Here is a 17,890-nt window from a genome sequence, read left to right on the forward strand (position 1 = left end):
TTGTACCTACCATGACGAAAGCCGACAGCCTGATCCGTATCAGCGGCGTCGACAAGCGCTTCGCCAACGGGACCGTCGCCTTGCGCGATCTGTCGTTGGATATCGGGCAGCGGCAGTTCATCAGCTTTCTTGGGCCATCGGGCTGCGGCAAGAGCACGGCTCTGCGCATGATCGCCGGACTTACTGCGCCATCGACGGGTTCGATCGAGTGGAGCAAGGAGTCAGGCGCAGCCAGCAAGCACGTCCATGACATCGGTTTCGTTTTCCAGGAGCCGACGCTGATGCCCTGGGCGACGGTGTTCGAGAATGTCTATCTGCCCCTCAAGCTCGTCGGAACCAGTCGCAAGGCGGCGCAGCCGCTCGTCGAGGAAGCGCTTGAGCAGGTCGGTTTGGCGAACTTCGCTGCCGTCTATCCGCGTGAATTGTCGGGTGGAATGAAAATGCGCGTCTCCATTGCCAGGGCGATGGTGACGCGGCCGCGCGTCCTGCTTATGGACGAGCCGTTTGCGGCGCTCGACGAGATGACGCGCATCAAGCTCAACAACGACGTGTTGAGGCTCTGGTCGGAGCACGATCTGACGGTGATCTTCGTCACGCACAGCGTCTGGGAATCCGTCTATCTGTCCAATCGCATCATCGTCATGGCTGCGCGTCCCGGGCGCGTTGTCGACGATATCACCATATCGGCTCCCTATCCGCGCGACGAGGAATTCCGAGTATCGGCCGAGTACGCCGAGTACTGCAAGCACGTGAGCAAGGCACTGAGGAGCACGCTGGATGGAAACGATGTCGACCACTGAAAGTCAAAAGCCCCGCGTCGTACAGGCGGCTGTGACCGGCAAGGGCGAGCGATTGTTGCGGCTCGCATTGCCCTTGGCAACCATGTTCGCCTGGTTGGCAGCCTGGGAGTTTTACGTGTGGCAGCAGGCAGTGCCACCGTACATCCTGCCTGCGCCATCCCTTATCCTTCAGACCCTGGTGGAGAATTTTTCCTCCCTTGAATCCTCGCTTTGGTTCACGCTCAGGCTGACTTTGATGGCCCTGGCTCTTGCCGTCCTAAGTGGAGCGTTGATCGGCACCATCTTCGCCCTATCGCCGCTGATTGAACTTAGCTTCTTTCCCTTCGCCATCATGCTGCAAGTGACGCCGATCATCGCCATCGCGCCGCTGATCATGATCTACGTGGACAGCACCTTTGCTGCGCTGCTGATCTGCGCCTGGATCGTCGCCTTCTTTCCCATGCTGTCGAACACCGTGATCGGCCTGCGCAGCGCGGATCACAATCTCAAGGCCTTGTTCCGACTCTACCGGGCCACACCCTGGCAGACGTTCCGCTACCTGCTTGCCCCTTCGGCTCTGCCCTTCTTCATGGCAGGTCTCAAGATTGCCGGCGGGCTGGCGCTGATCGGCGCTGTCGTTGCCGAGTTCGTTGCCGGTGCCTCCGGTCGGGATACCGGCCTCGCCTCCCGCATTCTGGAAGCGAGCTTCCGAAACGAGATACCACGCATGTTCTCGTCCCTGGTGCTCGTCTCGATGTGCGGCATGGCGATCTTCATGATCAACATCTGGCTGTCGAAGCGGCTCCTCGGCTACTGGCACGAGAGCGAAATCAAGAGCGAAGGCTAGGTCGGGGAAATTCTGATGATACATACCCAAGCATCCTTTGACCTCAAGGCACTGCAGGCCGATCTCCCTGGCATTACCCAGTCCACGGACCCGCAGCAGCTTAGGCTCAAATCTCGTGACTTCTACTGGTACTCACCGATCCTGGACGCCCGTCTGAAGGAATGTCGCGCCGACGTCGTGCTGCAGCCTCGCGATGAAGCAGAGATCGTGGCGATCGCCGCTGCGGCGGCCCGTCATCAGGTGCCGCTCACCCTGCGCGGTGGCGGCACCGGCAATTACGGCCAGAGCGTGCCGCTGGCCGGCGGTGCGGTCATCGACATGACGAAGCTCGACCGCGTCATCGAGGTTGGCGACGGTTATGTCCGAGTCCAGGCCGGTTGCCGCATCTCGGTTATCCAGGAAGCGGTGGAGCAACACGGCCAACAACTCATGATGTTTCCGTCGACGCAACGCATCGCGACGATCGGGGGCTTCATTGCCGGCGGCCTCGCCGGCATCGGGTCGATACGGCACGGGATCATTCAGGAATCTCACTTCGTCCGCTCCGTACGGGTCCTCACGGTCGAGGAGGAGCCACGTATCATCACGCTCGCCGGCGACGAGGTAGATGCGATTCTCCACGCATGGGGAACAAACGGCATCCTGCTGGAATTCGAACTCGGGCTGGTGGCTGCGGAGGACTGGATTCACTGCATCACCCAGTTTGCCAGCTATGAGGATGTGCTTCGGTTCGGCAGCGCCGTCCACGCCACCCCAGATCTGGATGTTTTCCAGTTGAGTGCGGTGGAGGGACGTTTCGCTCCGTATTACGAGTCGCTTGGGTCCCATTTCGATGCGGCCCGCCATGCGATGTTTGGAGTCGTTAATCGGAGTCATCTTGAAGCGTTTCGTGAACTTGCCGCTTCGTTCGGTGGTGAAATCACCCTCGCCATGGACGAAGATGAACTTGAGCATGCGGAACTGCCTCCGATGCACGAATGCGCGTTCAATCACACGACGTTGCAAGTGCTCAAGAAGGATAGAGGCTGGACCTACCTGCAATTTGTGATGGCCCAGCCATTCGATCCGGAGCTCGTGACGCGCCAGATGGCACGCTACGGCGACGAGGTCCTGATGCACCATGAATTCACCAGGGTAGGGGGCGCCCCGCGCGTCTCCTGCCTGCCGCTCGTCCGTTACAGCTCGCAGGAGCGGCTTGCGGAACTGGCGCAGGAATTTGCCGCCGACGGCTGCCTGGTTCGCAATGCCCATGCCTTCACGCTTGAGGAGTGTGGCCGGGTCGCGGATCAGGAGCAGATAGCCATGAAGGGCGTCGCCGATCCGCTGGATCTTTTGAACAGAGGAAAGTCGGCCACGATCGTCGGGCGGGAGTGACGGTCACAATCGGCTACAGCTACTTGGGAGGAAAACACCATGAATGGGATGATTGAAACTAAACTCAAGCGTATGGGCTTGGCTCTAGCCGCTCTGGCTGGAGGTCTGATCGGATCGGGCATGGCGGCCCATGCGCAAGACAAGGTCGGCTTCGCCACCAACTGGAAGGCCCAGGGCAGTCAGGGTGGGTTCTACCAGGCGATTGCCGACGGCACCTACAAGAAGTACGGCCTCGACGTCGAGATCGTGCAGGGGGGGCCGCAGGTCAACACCCGCGCGCTGTTGCCGGCCGGCAAGGTCGACTTCCTGTTGTCTCCGTCGCCTCAGAATGCGTTGGAAAACAACCGGGCCAAGATACCCACCACGATCGTGGCAGCCTTCTTCCAGAAGGACCCGCAGGCACTGATGGCGCATCCTGGCCGTTATAAGACTCTCGGCGACATGAAGGCGGCTCCGATGGTCTTCATCGGCAAGCCGGCGCAGTTCACCTGGTGGCCATGGCTGAAGCTGAAGTTCGGCTTCAGCGACGACCAGGTGAAGCCATACAACTACACGCTTGCGCCGTTCTTGACCAAGACCGATTCGGTGCAGCAAGCCTACGCCACCGCGGAAGCGCTATACGTCGACACGTTCAAGCCGGACGTGTTCATGCTGGCCGACTACGGCTGGACTGCTTACTCGAACATCATCGAGACGCGCAGTGAACTCGTCCAAGACAACCCAGACCTCGTGCAGCGCTTCGTCGATGCCTCGATCATCGGCTGGAACAACTACCTCTACGGCGACCGCAAGCAAGCCTATGCCCTGATCCGCGAAGACAATCCGGAAATGACTGAAGATAAGCTTGAGGCGGAAGTCGCGGAAATCCAACGGCGAGGCCTCGCCGATACGGGCGACGCCGTAGACAAGGGCCTCGGAGCCATCGATCTCAAGCGCCTTGCCGGTTTTCACGACGAGATGGTGGAAGTCGGGCTTTACAAGCCGGGCGAGATCGACCTCAAGACGGCCGTCACGGATCAGTTCGTCAACAAGGGCGTCGGGCTCGAGGTGCGGAAGCGGCTTGAGACCAAATAACGCCAGCAAGCATGCATGTGCCTAATACGAGGATAGAATGACAACTCCTTCCCGGCTCCAGGTCGTGGTCCAAGAGATCATTGACGAGACGCAAGACATTCGCAGCTTCGACCTGCGGGCAGCCGACGGTCAAAGTCTGCCTGCATTCGATGCGGGAGCGCATGTCGACGTCTATGCGCCGGGGGGGTACGTTCGGCAATATTCGCTCTGCAACGATCCGACCGAGACCGGGCGTTATGTGATCGCCGTCAAACGGGAGCCCAACGGGCGAGGCGGTTCAGCGGCGATGCACGGCAGCGTCAAAGCTGGCGATCTGCTTGAGATCAGCGCCCCGCGCAATCATTTCGCGTTGGAGCCGGGCTCGGCCCCTGTCCTGCTCGTCGGCGGTGGCATCGGCATGACGCCGCTGATGGCCATGGTAGAAACCCTGCTTGCGAGGGGCATCGACTTTGATCTTGCGTTGTTTGTGCGCGGACGGGCTTTTCTGCCTTTCGCCGAACGGCTGGGGCGTCCCCAACTTGCATCGCATATGCGGCTGCATTTCGATGACGCTGACGAGCCTGAGAAGATCGACCTCGCCCAATTGCTGGGTGAGGTAGATGGTCGACATCTCTATCTCTGCGGCCCGGACGGCTTCATGAAGGCAGTGCGATCGCATTCGGCACACTGGCCTACAGACCAGGTACATGTTGAACATTTCGCGGCCTCCAGGGAAGAAGCGTCGGAAGGCGAAATCCGGCAGTTTGCGGTAATTCTTGCGCAATCAGGCAAAGAATTAGTAGTGCCTGCCGACAAGAGCATCTTGGATGTCTTGCGCGTCCACGGTATTGAAGTTCCGACCTCGTGCGAGGAAGGTGTATGTGGTACCTGCGTGACTAATTATTCAGATGGCGAGCCCGACCACCGTGATTTTTGCCTGAGCCCTCGTGAGCGTAAGAACAAGCTTGCCCTGTGCTGCAGCCGTGCGTTCAGCTCCTCTCTTCGCATCGATTTGTGATTCATGAAAACAGCTGATGCACCACGCACGCCGTATTCCGCTGCCAAGCGCAAGCAGGTGCTCGACGCAATCTATGATGCGGCCATCGTGGAATTCTCGCTTCATGGGCCGAAGGGAGCGTCGACTCAAGGGATCGCCGAGCGCGCCGGCATCTCCAAGCAGCATCTCCACTATTACATCGACAGCAAGGAAGCGCTTTATGCCGAGGTGATGCGCCGGGCCATCACGCGATGGGGCAAGGGCATCACGCTTGCCGGCAAGCATGCCGATCCGGTCGAGGCGATCTCGGCGCTTATCCGCAGCAAGCTCGACTTCGCGCTTGATTTTCCCCAGGAATCCCGGCTTCTGACAAATGACGTCTTGAGTGGCGGTACATTCATGGCGCCGCTGTGGAAACAGTGGACGGCGCGCCGCCGCAAGGCTGCGCTCGTCGTCGAGCGCTGGATCAGCACCGGGTTCATCCAGCCCCTCGACCCCATCCTGTTCATGTTCCACGTTTGGGCACTGACGCAATATTACGCCGACTATGAATCGCAAGTTCGCGCCATCATGGGTGTCAAGGAGGGGCAACCCCTGGACCGAGAGCGCATCGTTGCCGAGGTGACGACTTTTGTGCTCCGTGGCTGCGGCCTGGATCCAGCGAGCGTGAAAGTTGAGGGCTGACGTTTTATCGCCGGCGCTGCGCCATGCGAACGAACGCCAAGGACAAATCAAGGTAGAAATCGTGGACAATAACCTGTTCGAACGCGGCGTGGCGAAGCGAAGCGTGACGCTCGGCGAAGAGTATGTCGCCGTCAACCTCACCGAAGCCGATGATTTCACGCGGCCATTTCAGGAAGCGATGACTGCCTGGGCATGGGGCTTCGGCTGGAGCGACGAAGCCATCGACGTAAAAACCCGAAGCCTGATGAACCTCACAATGATCGGCGCCCTTGGGCAGATGCACGAGTGGAAAATACACTGCCGGGCCGCGATGAATGCGAACGGAGTGACCAAGGAACAGGTCAGGGCGGCCATTCATGTGGTTGCCATCTACTGCGGCGTTCCACGGGCGCTCGAGTGCTTTCGCGTGGCGCAGGAAGTGATGGCGGAGCAGGCCGCCAAATGAGCCGCGGGATTTCCTGAAACCACCATTGAAACACGTCGCTCGCACGTCTCCTGCGTTCGCGAGACCAGGGAGCTGCGGCTTCGCATCCAGTGATTTGAGGCATGAGATGAATGACACCAAGAGCGCGCTGAAGCACCTTTTGCCCCAATCGATCCAGCCCCCGCTCGCGGCCTATAGCCATGGTGTCGCGGTGGCTGCCGATTGCGAAATGATCTTCTGTTCTGGGCAATTGGGGATATCGTCCGATGGCGAGATCTCGCCTGATGTCGCCGAGCAAGCAGAACGCTGCTTCGACAACATCCGCGTCATTCTCGCCGAAGGCGGAATGTCCCTGGCGGACGTCGTCCGGATCAACGCCTTCGTCACCGACAGGGCCTACATGAAACCGTACATGTCGGTGAGGGATCGGCTTTTTCCCGACCCGGCACCGGCATCAACCCTGATGATCGTCAGCGGATTTACCCGCGAGGAATTCAAGGTCGAGATCGAAGTAGTCGCGGCCCGTTCCCGCATGACGCATGACTAATAGCTCATTTCGGGTGGGTCCTATGTTGAACTGCGTGGTGCTTGATGATTATCAGGATGCAGCGAGAAAATGCGCTGACTGGGACAGTCTTCAGGGCAAGGTCGAGCTGACTTTTAGTCATCTTCCGATGGATATCGTGAAAACGCTGGCGACGATTGCCGATGCCGACATCATTGTTGCGATGCGCGAGCGGACGCGCTTCGATGCAGGCCTGCTGTCGAAGCTGCCGCGGCTGAAGTTGCTGATCACGACGGGCATGGTCAATGCCGCAATCGACTTGGCGGCAGCGGCGCAACAAGGCATCACGGTTTGCGGCACCCGCAGCATTTCCACGCCGACGCCCGAACTCACCTGGGGTCTGCTTCTGGCGCTGGCCAGGCACATTCCGCAGGAACATCAGGCGATACGGACCAATGCTCGCTGGCAAGGCACGGTCGGGGTCGATCTCGCAGGCAAGACCATCGGCATCGTAGGGCTCGGCCGCATCGGACAGGTGATTGCGCGCTATGCGAAAGCCTTCCAGATGGAGGCATTGGCCTGGAGTCCCAACCTGACCAACGACCGTTGTCTCGATGCCGGCGTCACCCTGGCCCCGTCTCTGGAGCATCTGCTGGAAACCGCCGATGTCGTCAGCCTGCATATGGTCCTCTCCGAGACCACAAGGCATATGATCGGTGCCAATGAGCTGCAAAAAATGAAACCCACAGCGTTGCTGATCAATACCTCGCGCGGTGGCCTCATAGATACCGAGGCACTGGTCGCTGCACTCGATGCCGGGGCCATCGGGGGAGCGGCACTCGATGTGTTCGATGCCGAGCCGTTGCCTGCTGATCACGCGCTCCGTCGCTCAGCCCGGCTGATCACGACGCCTCATATTGGCTATGTGTCTGAAAACAATTACCGCGGCTACTATGGGGACGCGCTCGAGAATATCGGTGCGTGGCTGGGTGGAGCGCCGCTTCGTGCGTTGGCTGAACCCGTGTAAACACGATGCAAGTCGGAGCGACACGCGGGCGGTTGTTGCAGGCTTTCTCACATTCGCGCTGGACTTCTGCGTCTCGATGGGGGGCTCTTTCTATTCGTCCTCACGTCTGGGCTCTCTGCGGGATGGCGCGCTGGGAACATGGTTGCCATTCCACCTTGGCGGGAGGACACCGTCTGGCTGGCGGCAATCGACGGTATCTTTGCCCGCCGATTGCCGCTTTCGCGCGGCCGAATGTATTGAACAAGATGGTGACCACGTCCGAAACAATGAGCACTTAACTCGATTACATGTTCGTCGCACAAAACGCAGCAATCTTGTTCTTTGATTTTCTGCACTTTGAAAAAGAGAGCCGGATGTTGAACTCTAGATGTCGCCCTCTCTCGGGCATATCTATCTACGGTCGCTGATGCGGGCGTAGACCTACATACGTTGTTGTCTGATCAGTTTCCGAGCATAGGCAGCTTCTATGCTCCAGTTCGAAACAGCCCTCGGTGGCCCGCTGCGGCCATTTGTTCCAGCGCACGGCGGTAAATTGAGGGGGAACGCAGGTTGAGAAGGTTGCGCGTCCCCGCAACCAAATACACCAAAGCCCGCCTCGTGCGGGCTTTGGTGTATTTGGACGCTGGCGACGGTCGATCTGAAACTGTATCAGGGGCCCGCTAGCAGGCAAAGCCGACCACGCCGGACAAAAAAGACAAAGCCTGCCCCACCAACCAATCCTTACAAACAAAAGCCCGCATCAAGCGGGCTTTTTTGTCTCCAACACCCCGTCCTCAGGGCGATCTCAGGCAATTGGCCGGGATGCGCCCGAAGCCGTACAGGACAGCAAGGGCCAGGACATCCGGATATCGGCCGCGTCGGTTTCTGGTAGGGCGACCAGATTTGAACTAGTATCGGCACCAGTCGGTGCTGTTGCATGTCGGGCGCTACCTGTCCGGGCAGACAGCATGGCCATGGGTGACACATGCAGGGCGCCAAACCAGGGGCGGGGATCACCAGGATCTGTATTGCCAGGCCCGACGCCGTCGAGGTGCGCGGACGCGATCTGACCGGCGAGCTGATGGGCCGGCTCAGTTTCACCGAGTATTTCTATCTGCTGGTGACGGGTTCGGAGCCGAGCGCGCAGCAGCGGTATTTTCTCGACCTCCTGCTAGTTGCGATAGCCGAGCACGGACTGACGCCGACCGTGCAGGCGGCACGCATGACGCTTGCGGCGGCACCTGAATCCTTGCAGGGCGCGCTTGCGGCGGGCCTTCTGGGCTGCGGCTCTGTGCTGCTCGGTACGTCGGAGATGTGCGGCAGGCTCTTGACGACGGCGCAAGCTCGCGTGGCTGCTGGAGCAGCGCCGCAAGCGGTCGCGCTCGGGATCGTCGAGGAATTGCGCGGTACCGGTGCCAGGATGCCGGGGTTCGGTCATCCGACACATCGCCCGGTCGATCCCCGCGCCGAGCGCATTTTCGAGCTTGCCGACGAGCGCGGTATCAGCGGCCCGCATGTCGATCTTGCGCGGCATTTTCGCGAAGCTGTCGCCGCTGCACGGGGCAAGCCGCTGGTCATGAACGTTTCGATGCCGATTGCCGCCGTGCTGCTCGATCTCGAATTTCCTGCCTCGATGATCAAGGCGATACCGCTTCTGGCGCGGACCGGCGGGATACTTGCCCATCTCGCCGAAGAGCAGCAGAACCCGCTGGGATTCGTGATGGCGGCGAACGCGGAGGCAGCGGTCGCCTACCACCTGGACGAGGGGGACTGAGATGCTGGCGCCCGAGGTCGAGACGCTGGCATGGGCAGAGCAGCTTCGCCTGGACGACGCGGCGTATCAAAGGCAAATCGCGTATCTTCTGGCGCAATCACGGTTTTACCGCTCCAAGCTCGAGCGCGCGGGGTTCGCGAGGCCCAATGAAATTGGCGGGCTTGAGGCGATCGGCGATCTGCCGCTGACCGAGAAGAGTGAAATCAGGGCCAGTTGCAGCGATGCCGATCCGATGGGCACTCATGTCGCCGTGCGCAGGGATGAGATCGTACGCGTCTACTCGACCAGCGGGACGACAGGCACGCCGAGCTACATTCCACTGACGGCGCAAGATCTCGACAATTGGGTGACGGCATCGGCCCGCAGCTATTCGGCATCGGGCGTCGAGCGCGGCGAGATGATCGTGTCGACCTACAACGCCGGCCCATTTGCCGCGGGCGCCGCGCTCGGCGCTTTCGACCGGCTCGGGCTGTGCCACGTCCCGGTGGGTACCGGAAACACCGAGCGGCTGATGACGACCATCCGCATGCTGGAACCGACGGCGGCGGTGATGACGCCGTCTTATGCAAGTTATCTCGCCGAGTGGGCGAGCGATCGTGCCTTTGACCTGAAAGGTTCCAGCGTCAGGCGCCTGCTCGTTGCTGGCGAGCCCGGCGGCGGCGAAGCGTCGATGCGGGCGCGACTGGAAGAGGCCTGGGGAGCGCGGGTCACCGAGGCGATGGGGATCGGCGATATCGGGGTTTCGCTGTGGGGCGAATGCGAAGAGCGAAACGGCATGCATCTGGGGGCGCGAGGTTTTGTCCATGCCGAACTGATCGACCCGGAAAGTGGCGCGCACTTGGGCATGGAAGACGGCGCCAAGGGCGAATTGGTGCTTACCCATCTCAGGCACCAGGCTGCGCCGCTGCTGAGATTCCGCACGCGCGATCATGTCGAAATCTACACCTCGCCCTGCCGTTGCGGGCGTACCGCGCCGAGGCTGCGCTGCATCGGCCGGACCGACGACATGCTGATCGTGCGGGGGGTGAACGTCTTTCCCTCGGCCATCCGCGAAATCGTGAACGAATTCGCGCCCGATATTGGGGGGCAGATCATGGTCAAGCCCGACGCCGTGGGTGTCAAGCAAGCGCCGCCGCTTCCGGTCCTGGTGGAACTGGCGAAAGGCAAGTACGAGGAAAGCGGACTGGCCGAGAAGATCGAAAAGCGCATTCGCGACGCCCTGGTCGTTTCGACCCGCATCGATCTGGTGCCGTGGGGAACGCTCCAGCGCAGTGAATACAAGTCGAAACTCGTGCAACACTGACGCGCAATTCAAAGGCGCCGCAAGGCGTTCATTCGAACGCACGGCGCTCTAGCGGAGGATGGTAATGCGAAAACTTCAATCGCAGGGCGTTCATCACATCACGCTGGTCGGCGCCGACAGGAAAACCTCGATCGATTTCTGGGAAGGTGTGCTCGGCATGCCGTTCATCTTCGAACAGCCCAATCTCGACAAAGCCAGCGAAAGCCACCTTTATTTCGATCCTGGAGACGGGCGGCTCATCACCATTTTTACCGACGAAAATCGAAAGGCCGATCCGCAAAGGACACCAACGGACATCGGCTGCGTCCATCACATCGCATTCGCGGTGTCCCGCGTGACGTTCCTGCAGGCGGTTTCACGGCTCGATGAGCGCGGGATCAGGCACAGCGGCGTCAAGGATCGCGGTTTCATGGATTCGATCTATTTCGAAGATCCCCTCGGCCTGTTGATCGAACTCGCTTCCTATCGTTTCGAGCCGCCGCTCGGCCATACGCATGCCGATGTGTTGATGGAGGCGCACAAGGTCAGGGTCGCCCGGGGCGACTACAACATCGCCGAGGTGCATCTGGCCGATGCCATCGAGGCGCTGATCGAAAGAACGCGGCCGACTTTGTCGGAGGAGCGGGCGCCGAAGAACCCTTATGAAAAGCGCTGAGGAAGCAGGGAGAAGAAACATGCCTGACATCAAGCTCAACGTCATCAAGCCCAGCGTCAACAACATGACCGCGCGCGTGTTTCTGCGTGCCGCGGGTCTGGGGTTCACCGAAAATGACGTGTTTGGCCAGACCAGGACACCTGAGTATCTGGCGATTTGCCCAGCGCATCTGACGCCGATGATCGAGACAGCGGAGCTGCCGAATGGGGCACTTTGGGAGAGCTGCGCGATCATGCAGTATCTCAGCAACAAGCACGGGTTGGAGGAGTTCTATCCGAAGGATCCGGAAAAGCGCGCGATGATCGACAGCGCCATGTTCTACCTGATTGGCACGTTCTATCCATATCTCGCGCGAGCCACCTATCCTGCACTGAACTTTCCGCAGTATCCCGGCGAGGTCGGCCACAGCGATGCGGATCCCGCGACCAAGGAAAAGGCTCGCAAGGCGGCCGTCGACGCGCTTGCCGAGCCTTTGCAGGTGTTCCGCACATTCTACATCGGCGACAAGGCGTTCATTGGCGGAGACAAGCCGTCCATTGCGGATATCAGGCTTGCGGCAACCTTGGAGTTCCTAGCGGTAATCGACTATCCGCTGCCGGCATGGGCCAAGGCCTATGTCGCGGCGATGGAGAAGACGCTCGGCGACGCCTACGCCGAACCGGCCGCAGATGTCCGCGGGTACATCGGTTATGTAAGGTCGCAGAGCCAATAGGCGCGAACGGTCGCTTGGGTGTCCTGCAGCAAAAGGCGGGCGGCGTCAGCCTTTCGCCGATGCATCCTGCAGGATCATCTCGGCCGCCCGCTCGGCGATCATGATGACCGGCGAGTTGGTGTTGCCGGAAACGATCGTCGGCATGATCGAGGCATCGACCACTCGCAGCCCCTCAAGGCCGTGCACGCGCAGCCGGTCGTCGACGACGGCCATGCTGTCTGCGCCCATCTTGCAGGTGCCGACCGGGTGAAAGATCGTCGTGCCGATATCGCCGGCCTTGCGGAGCAGATCGGCGTCGCTGTCATATTGCGTTCCGGGCAGCATTTCTTCCGGCGCAAAGCGGGCAACCGCCCTGGCCTTCATCAGGCGGCGGACATGACGCAACGAGGCAACGGCCGTGTTGCGGTCGCCTTCGGTGGAGAGGTAGTTCGGCTGGATCTTCGTCGCATCGCGTGGGTCGGCCGAGGCCATATGCACTGTGCCACGGCTTTCGGGGCGTAGATTGCAGACCGACACGGTCACTGCAGGGAAACGATGCAGCGGTTCGCCGAGCCGGTCGGTGCTGAGCGGCTGGACGTGATACTCGAGATCGGGTGTTTCGAGACGCGGATCGCTCTTGGCGAAGATTCCGAGCTGGCTCGGGGCCATGGATAGTGGGCCGCTGCGCTTCAGCGCGTATTCGAGACCCATTGCTGCCCGGCTCAAAAGGTTGTGGTAGCGCTGGTTGAGTGTCGCTGCATTCGACACCTTGAAAACGGTGCGGATCTGCAGATGGTCCTGCAGGTTTTCACCGACGCCCGGCAAGGCGTGGCGGACTTCGATGCCCAGGCGCGACAGCAGCGCCGGCTGGCCGATGCCGGAGAGCTCGAGGATCTTCGGCGAGTTGATGGCGCCGGCGGCGAGGATGGTCTGGCCTGACTTGACCCGATGCAGCTGACCGTCCTTGCGGAAGATCAGCCCTGTGACGCGGAGGCCGTCGAATTCAAGCCGCTCGGTCTCGGCGCCGGTGACGACGCGGAGGTTCTGGCGGTCTTTGATGCCACGCAGGAATGCCTTGGAGGTGTTCCAGCGCACGCCGCTTTTCTGATTGACCTCGAAATAGCCGGAGCCCTCGTTGGTGCCGGTGTTGAAGTCGTTCGTGCGCGGTATGCCAAGTTCTTCGGCTGCGTCGCGGAAGGCGTCGAGGATCGGCCAGGACAGGCGCTGCTTTTCGATGCGCCATTCACCGCCTGAACCATGCATGGTGCTCTTGCCGCCGTGATAGTCCTCCGACTTCAGGAAGTGGGGCAGCACGTCGTCCCAGCCCCAGCCGACATTGCCGGCCTGGCGCCAGCCATCATAGTCGGCGGCCTGGCCGCGCATGTAGATCATGCCATTGATCGACGAGCAGCCGCCCAAGACCTTGCCCCGGGGATAGTTGAGGCTGCGCCCGTTGAGGCCCGCTTCCGGCTCGGTCTTCATCAGCCAATCGGTGCGCGGATTGCCCATGCAGTAGAGGTAGCCGATCGGGATGTTGACCCAGTGATAACGGTCGCTGCCGCCCGCTTCGAGCAGGAGCACCCGGTTGCGCGGGTTGTCGGAAAGCCTGTTGGCAAGCACGCAACCGGCGGAGCCTGCGCCGACAACGATGTAGTCGTATTCGCCAAATGATGAGGGAGAAACTTCGGTCACGGTTGCGCCTGCTCGGATGCCTGCTCAGCGGCGATGCGCTGCCAGATCGGCGTCATCGCCTGGTTGATCTCGCCATACAGGCGATAGCGCCTGGAATAAACAGGGGCAATCGCGCCGTTGGGCTTATAGTGCCGGGCGGCCGAGGTCATGGCGGTAGCACCAGCGCCGTAGTTCTCAAAGATGCCCACGCCGGTGCCTGCCGCGATCGCCGCACCCAGAGCACCGGTCTCGCGGCTGCGTGCCACGATGACGGGAACACCAAGCACGTCGGCGAAGATCTGCGGCCAGACAGCACTGCGCGAGCCGCCGCCCGACAGCACGACCTCGTCGAAGACGGCGCCTGCCATGCGCAAGGTCTCGACGTGGCGCCTGTGTTCGAAGGCGACGCCTTCGAACAACGCTCGCAACAGGTGGGCGCGGGTGTGCCAGCCGGCGATGCCGTAAAAGCCGGCGCGCGCGCGGCCGTTCTGCTGCGAGCCGTAGAGGAAGGGGTGGTAGATCGGGATGTCGCCGTCGGGATCGATGGAAGCGACGAGATCGCTGCAGAGCTCGAACGGCGAGGCGCCTGTGTCATGGCCGTGCTCAAGGAACTCGCGGACGATCCATTCGAGATTGGCAGCAGAGGTGGCACTCGATTCGATCGCCAGGTAGCGCCTGGGGTCGAAGGTCGAAACCATGAAGATTCTGGGATCGCGGATCGGTTCGTCTGTGATGACCTGGTTGATGCTCCAGGTGCCGGCGATGATGGAAGCCGCTCCCGTGCGGGTGACGCCCGAGCCGACGGCGCTGGCGACCACATCGAACAGGCCGGCGACAACGGGTGTTCCGGCGCGCAGGCCGGTCAGGGTCGCGACCTCCGCCGTGATGTGGCCGGCGATCTCGGCCGATTCCAGAACCGGCGGCAAAAGGTCCATGCAGTCGCCGAGCCCGTAGGCGACGAGCAGGTCCTGGTCGTAGCGGCGGCCGGGCATCTGCAGCAGGCCGCAACCTGACATATCAGTGGTGTCGGTGGAACGTCCTCCGGTCAGCCGGTTGACGACAAAATCCTTGCACAGGAACACGGTGTCGATACGAGCAAAAAGCTCGGGCGCAAAACGCTTGATCCAGGCGAGCAGCGTGGGTGTCTGCGCCGCCCACGGCTTTTGCAGGCAATGAACATAGGCGCGCTCGCCGACGTCTTGTTCGGCCCATTCGCCGACGATGCCTATGGCACGCGTGTCGAGCGACTGGATGCCGATCAGCGGCGCGCCGTCACGGTCGAGAGCGTAGAGCCCGTTGCCATGGCCGGCGCAGCCGATGGCGACGATCTCGCTGGCGTCGATGCCGGCCTGGTCGATGCACTGGCCGATGACGGTAACTGCATTGCGCCAGAGTTCGCCAAGGTCGCGTTCGACATGGCCAGGCTTGGGCATGCTGGAGCGACCATCGCACGCGGCGAGCGCGAGTTCCTGCCCCGACAGGTCGAAGATGATCGCCTTGATGACGGTGTTGCCTGCATCGAGGCCCAGAATGTACTTGCCCATTGGCTCCTCCCGATGCCGCTGCTCAGGCCTGCTTGTACAGGTCGAAGGCCGTCGCGCCATCCGCGCCGTCGTGGATGATCGCCATCAGCCCGCGCACGACAGCGCTCGGATTGGCATGCTGGTAGATATTGCGGCCATAGACCATCCCCATCGCGCCCTGTGCCATCAGCGCAGCCGACTTGTCGAACACGGCGCGCAGGTCCTCCTTGCCGCCGCCACGTACCAGCACCGGGCAGCGCGCCGCCTCGACGACGCGGTGGAAGTCGTTGGGATCGGTCGTCGGGTCGGCCTTGATGATGTCGGCGCCCATCTCGCGCGCCAGCCGCGTCAGCGTCACGATCTTTTCGGCATCGCCGTCGACCATGTAGCCGCCGTGCTGGTCGACCGGCAGCATGGCCAGCGGCTCGATCATCAGCGGCAGGCCGTATTTTTCGCAATCGGCGCGGACACGCGCGATGTTCTGGACGCATTGCCGGAACAGGTCGGGTTCGTCGGGCAGCATGAACAGGTTGACGACGACGCAGGCCGCATCCATCTCGATGGCGCCGAGCAGCGGCTCGGCCTCGTTCTGCAGCACCGCCCACATCGAGCGGTGGCGGACCTTGTTGTAGGGATTGCCCATGTCGATGCGCATGACCAGCGCCGGCTTGTCCTTGCCCGGCACCGCCTGCAGCAGGTCGGCCTGGCCGTAGTTCATCTGGATTGCATCCGGACGGGCCTTGACCAGCTGGCCGACGACGCCCGCCATGTCCTCCAGCCCGTTGAGGAAGCTCGGCTCGTTGCAGACACCATGGTCGACAGCGACGTCGAGGCAGCGGCCACCGCCGAAGAGCCGGTTCATGCGGACTTTGTGGTTCATGCGCATAGGGCGCTCCTTTTGTCGTTCGTCTGGGAGAGGTCTGAAAGGTCGATGCCGTGCTGGTGGGCGAGCAAGCCGAGGAAGGCGCTGCGCTCGGCGGCGGCCTGCGCTGCGTCCCAGCCTTTGCTGGCAGCGAGGATGTCGAGGACGGCGTCGATGAGAGCGAGGTTGAGGCCGCCCGAGATGGCGATGGTGGTGCGGCGCAGGAAGATGTCGGCCAGGGACTCGACCTGCTCGCGCTCGATGATGCGGCGGATTTCGCCGGAGGAATAGTCCGACTGCGGCAGCATCTCGTCCGCTGCGAGGGGTACGGCGAAATCCACAGCCGAGGTGCCGTAGCGCTCGAAAAGCTGTTGCGCACGTTCGACCGCAAGGCGGTGTTTCGTCGCGAGCGCGGTGCACCAGATTGCCGGATCGGCGGGAAAATTCCTGCCGCCGCCGATGGCGAGGTCCTCGGTGCTTTTGTTCCGCTTCATGCCAAGCCGTTCCAGCGCCATATCGGCGGCCATCTCGCCAAAAGAACGGAAGGTCGTCCATTTGCCGCCGATCATGCAGAGCGTGGCCGGCAGATTGCCGCTCGCTTCGACGAATTCGCAGAAATGGTCGCGCGGGATACGCCCGGTGAAGCTGTCATCGCTGGCGGGCAAGGGGCGCACGCCGGCGAAGCGGAAGACGATCTCGTCGTCGGCGATCACGATAGAGGGGAACACGAAGGCGAGCGATTGCAGGATGTAGCTACGTTCGTCGTCCTCGCAGCGGACCTGGTCGGGGTCGTCGACGCGGATGTCGGTCGAGCCGATCAGCACCTTGCCGAGATAGGGAAACAGGATGCAGATGCGGCCGTCCTCGTTCTCGTAATAGACCATGTGGCCGCCGAGCGCGTCGTGGAGCTCGGCATTGTCGACGATGAGGTGCGAGCCCTTGGTGCCGCCCATCATGCGAGGCGCATCGGCGCCGATCGCCTTGTTGGTCAGGTCGATCCAGCCGCCGGTGGCGTTGATGATCAGCTTCGGACGGACCGGTAGCGCCTCGCCGGTTAACGTGTCGGTGAGGGCAAGGCCGTCGTCCGATGCCGCGACGGCAGTGTAGTTCAGGGCGCGCGCGGTGTGGCCAGATGCGATGGCGTCGAACAGCATTTCCAGGCCGAGGCGCTCGGGCCGGCTGACCCAGGCGTCGTAATAGGTGGCGGAGCTACGGATATCGGGGTTGATCGCAGGCCATGTCTTCAAGGTTTCGGCGCGCCCCCTGAAGCGGTGCGTCGGCATCAGCCGCCTCGCCCTGGTGAACAGGTCGTACATGGTGAGCCCCGCCTTGATCACCAGCGCGCCGCGCCGGCTCGGCCGCCGTGTCAGGCCGAGGAAACGGACAGCACCATTGGCGATGCCGGAGAAGGTGTCGAAGATCGGCACCGTGGTCGGCAGCGGCGCGACGTAATGCGGCGCGTTCTTGAGCAGGCGGTCGCGTTCGACCAGCGACTCGCGCACCAGCTTGAACTCGCCGTTTTCGAGATAGCGCAGGCCACCATGCACCATGCGCGACAAGGCAGCACTCGCGCCTGAGCAATAGTCGCCCTTGTCGACCAGCAGGACGTCGACGCCTTGCAGGGCAAGCTCGCGGAACACCGAGATGCCGTTGATGCCGCCTCCTATCACGAGCACGGCAATATCGGGCCGCTCTCGCAGAGCGGCGAGTGTGTCGTTGCGGTTCATGTGGGCTATGCCTTT

At 61.8% G+C, this 17,890-nt stretch carries 17 protein-coding genes; 13 read left to right on the plus strand and 4 right to left on the minus strand.

Annotation, left to right across the window (positions count from 1 at the left end; translation table 11 throughout):
* Nucleotides 1-11 precede the first annotated feature (11 nt).
* The 13 genes from C8K44_RS19705 to C8K44_RS19765 all read left to right on the plus strand — a co-directional run bounded on the left by C8K44_RS19705 (nucleotide 12) and on the right by C8K44_RS19765 (nucleotide 12,113).
* The gene (locus C8K44_RS19705) at nucleotides 12-800 is read left to right on the plus strand and encodes an ABC transporter ATP-binding protein (RefSeq protein WP_245417564.1); all 789 of its coding nucleotides are present in this window, start codon (nucleotides 12-14) and stop codon (nucleotides 798-800) included.
* Entirely contained in the window at nucleotides 787-1,626 is an 840-nt protein-coding gene (locus C8K44_RS19710) for an ABC transporter permease (protein WP_109577557.1), read from the plus strand. Before C8K44_RS19705 ends, C8K44_RS19710 begins: the two co-directional genes overlap by 14 nt.
* A gap of 15 nt (nucleotides 1,627-1,641) precedes the next feature.
* Nucleotides 1,642-3,000: an FAD-binding oxidoreductase gene (locus C8K44_RS19715; protein ID WP_109577474.1), complete on the plus strand. Its 1,359-nt coding sequence runs from the start codon at nucleotides 1,642-1,644 to the stop codon at nucleotides 2,998-3,000.
* Between the two features lie 39 nt (nucleotides 3,001-3,039).
* A complete protein-coding gene (locus C8K44_RS19720; protein WP_245417565.1) occupies nucleotides 3,040-4,074 on the plus strand; it encodes an ABC transporter substrate-binding protein in 1,035 nt (344 codons plus the stop codon).
* Between the two features lie 37 nt (nucleotides 4,075-4,111).
* A complete protein-coding gene (locus C8K44_RS19725; RefSeq protein WP_109577476.1) occupies nucleotides 4,112-5,071 on the plus strand; it encodes a PDR/VanB family oxidoreductase in 960 nt (319 codons plus the stop codon).
* Between the two features lie 3 nt (nucleotides 5,072-5,074).
* Entirely contained in the window at nucleotides 5,075-5,734 is a 660-nt protein-coding gene (locus C8K44_RS19730) for a TetR family transcriptional regulator C-terminal domain-containing protein (RefSeq protein ID WP_109577477.1), read from the plus strand.
* Between the two features lie 61 nt (nucleotides 5,735-5,795).
* Nucleotides 5,796-6,179, plus strand: coding sequence for a carboxymuconolactone decarboxylase family protein (locus tag C8K44_RS19735; RefSeq protein ID WP_109577478.1), 384 nt, complete (start codon nucleotides 5,796-5,798; stop codon nucleotides 6,177-6,179).
* Between the two features lie 106 nt (nucleotides 6,180-6,285).
* Entirely contained in the window at nucleotides 6,286-6,705 is a 420-nt protein-coding gene (locus tag C8K44_RS19740; RefSeq protein WP_109577479.1) for a RidA family protein, read from the plus strand.
* A 22-nt stretch (nucleotides 6,706-6,727) separates the two neighbouring features.
* Nucleotides 6,728-7,690, plus strand: a complete 963-nt coding sequence (locus tag C8K44_RS19745) for a D-2-hydroxyacid dehydrogenase family protein (protein ID WP_109577480.1) — start codon at nucleotides 6,728-6,730, stop codon at nucleotides 7,688-7,690.
* Between the two features lie 964 nt (nucleotides 7,691-8,654).
* On the plus strand, nucleotides 8,655-9,443 hold the full coding sequence (locus tag C8K44_RS19750; RefSeq protein ID WP_109577481.1) for a citryl-CoA lyase: 789 nt from the start codon (nucleotides 8,655-8,657) through the stop codon (nucleotides 9,441-9,443).
* 1 nt (nucleotide 9,444) lies between these two features.
* Entirely contained in the window at nucleotides 9,445-10,746 is a 1,302-nt protein-coding gene (locus C8K44_RS19755; protein ID WP_109577482.1) for an AMP-binding protein, read from the plus strand.
* 64 nt (nucleotides 10,747-10,810) lie between these two features.
* Nucleotides 10,811-11,401, plus strand: coding sequence for a VOC family protein (locus C8K44_RS19760; RefSeq protein ID WP_109577483.1), 591 nt, complete (start codon nucleotides 10,811-10,813; stop codon nucleotides 11,399-11,401).
* Nucleotides 11,402-11,420: 19 nt separating this feature from the next.
* Nucleotides 11,421-12,113: a glutathione S-transferase family protein gene (locus tag C8K44_RS19765; protein ID WP_109577484.1), complete on the plus strand. Its 693-nt coding sequence runs from the start codon at nucleotides 11,421-11,423 to the stop codon at nucleotides 12,111-12,113.
* A gap of 45 nt (nucleotides 12,114-12,158) precedes the next feature.
* Here C8K44_RS19765 and C8K44_RS19770 read toward each other — a convergent pair whose 3' ends face one another.
* The 4 genes from C8K44_RS19770 to C8K44_RS19785 are packed head-to-tail and all read right to left on the minus strand — an operon-like array spanning nucleotide 12,159 to nucleotide 17,875.
* Complete coding sequence (locus C8K44_RS19770; protein ID WP_109577485.1) at nucleotides 12,159-13,784, minus strand: GMC family oxidoreductase; 1,626 nt, start codon at nucleotides 13,782-13,784, stop codon at nucleotides 12,159-12,161.
* On the minus strand, nucleotides 13,781-15,307 hold the full coding sequence (locus C8K44_RS19775) for an FGGY-family carbohydrate kinase (RefSeq protein ID WP_109577486.1): 1,527 nt from the start codon (nucleotides 15,305-15,307) through the stop codon (nucleotides 13,781-13,783). The genes C8K44_RS19770 and C8K44_RS19775 overlap by 4 nt, the downstream gene beginning before the upstream one ends.
* 22 nt (nucleotides 15,308-15,329) lie before the next feature.
* Complete coding sequence (locus C8K44_RS19780; RefSeq protein ID WP_109577487.1) at nucleotides 15,330-16,172, minus strand: class I fructose-bisphosphate aldolase; 843 nt, start codon at nucleotides 16,170-16,172, stop codon at nucleotides 15,330-15,332.
* On the minus strand, nucleotides 16,163-17,875 hold the full coding sequence (locus C8K44_RS19785; protein ID WP_109577558.1) for a glycerol-3-phosphate dehydrogenase/oxidase: 1,713 nt from the start codon (nucleotides 17,873-17,875) through the stop codon (nucleotides 16,163-16,165). Before C8K44_RS19785 ends, C8K44_RS19780 begins: the two co-directional genes overlap by 10 nt.
* Nucleotides 17,876-17,890 lie beyond the last annotated feature (15 nt).

The sequence above is a fragment of the Aminobacter sp. AP02 genome (genome assembly GCF_003148805.1).
In the GTDB taxonomy this organism is placed as follows: Bacteria; Pseudomonadota; Alphaproteobacteria; order Rhizobiales; family Rhizobiaceae; genus Aminobacter.

Bases quoted from the DNA above. Each gene is read 5' to 3' on its own strand.
- C8K44_RS19725 (WP_109577476.1), top strand. From the start codon at position 4,112: ATGACAACTCCTTCCCGGCTCCAGGTCGTGGTCCAAGAGATCATTGAC.
- C8K44_RS19775 (WP_109577486.1), bottom strand. From the start codon at position 15,307: ATGGGCAAGTACATTCTGGGCCTCGATGCAGGCAACACCGTCATCAAG.
- C8K44_RS19730 (WP_109577477.1), top strand. From the start codon at position 5,075: ATGAAAACAGCTGATGCACCACGCACGCCGTATTCCGCTGCCAAGCGC.
- C8K44_RS19710 (WP_109577557.1), top strand. From the start codon at position 787: ATGTCGACCACTGAAAGTCAAAAGCCCCGCGTCGTACAGGCGGCTGTG.
- C8K44_RS19785 (WP_109577558.1), bottom strand. From the start codon at position 17,875: ATGAACCGCAACGACACACTCGCCGCTCTGCGAGAGCGGCCCGATATT.
- C8K44_RS19740 (WP_109577479.1), top strand. From the start codon at position 6,286: ATGAATGACACCAAGAGCGCGCTGAAGCACCTTTTGCCCCAATCGATC.
- C8K44_RS19745 (WP_109577480.1), top strand. From the start codon at position 6,728: ATGTTGAACTGCGTGGTGCTTGATGATTATCAGGATGCAGCGAGAAAA.
- C8K44_RS19765 (WP_109577484.1), top strand. From the start codon at position 11,421: ATGCCTGACATCAAGCTCAACGTCATCAAGCCCAGCGTCAACAACATG.
- C8K44_RS19780 (WP_109577487.1), bottom strand. From the start codon at position 16,172: ATGCGCATGAACCACAAAGTCCGCATGAACCGGCTCTTCGGCGGTGGC.
- C8K44_RS19750 (WP_109577481.1), top strand. From the start codon at position 8,655: ATGCAGGGCGCCAAACCAGGGGCGGGGATCACCAGGATCTGTATTGCC.
- C8K44_RS19705 (WP_245417564.1), top strand. From the start codon at position 12: ATGACGAAAGCCGACAGCCTGATCCGTATCAGCGGCGTCGACAAGCGC.
- C8K44_RS19720 (WP_245417565.1), top strand. From the start codon at position 3,040: ATGAATGGGATGATTGAAACTAAACTCAAGCGTATGGGCTTGGCTCTA.
- C8K44_RS19760 (WP_109577483.1), top strand. From the start codon at position 10,811: ATGCGAAAACTTCAATCGCAGGGCGTTCATCACATCACGCTGGTCGGC.
- C8K44_RS19755 (WP_109577482.1), top strand. From the start codon at position 9,445: ATGCTGGCGCCCGAGGTCGAGACGCTGGCATGGGCAGAGCAGCTTCGC.
- C8K44_RS19715 (WP_109577474.1), top strand. From the start codon at position 1,642: ATGATACATACCCAAGCATCCTTTGACCTCAAGGCACTGCAGGCCGAT.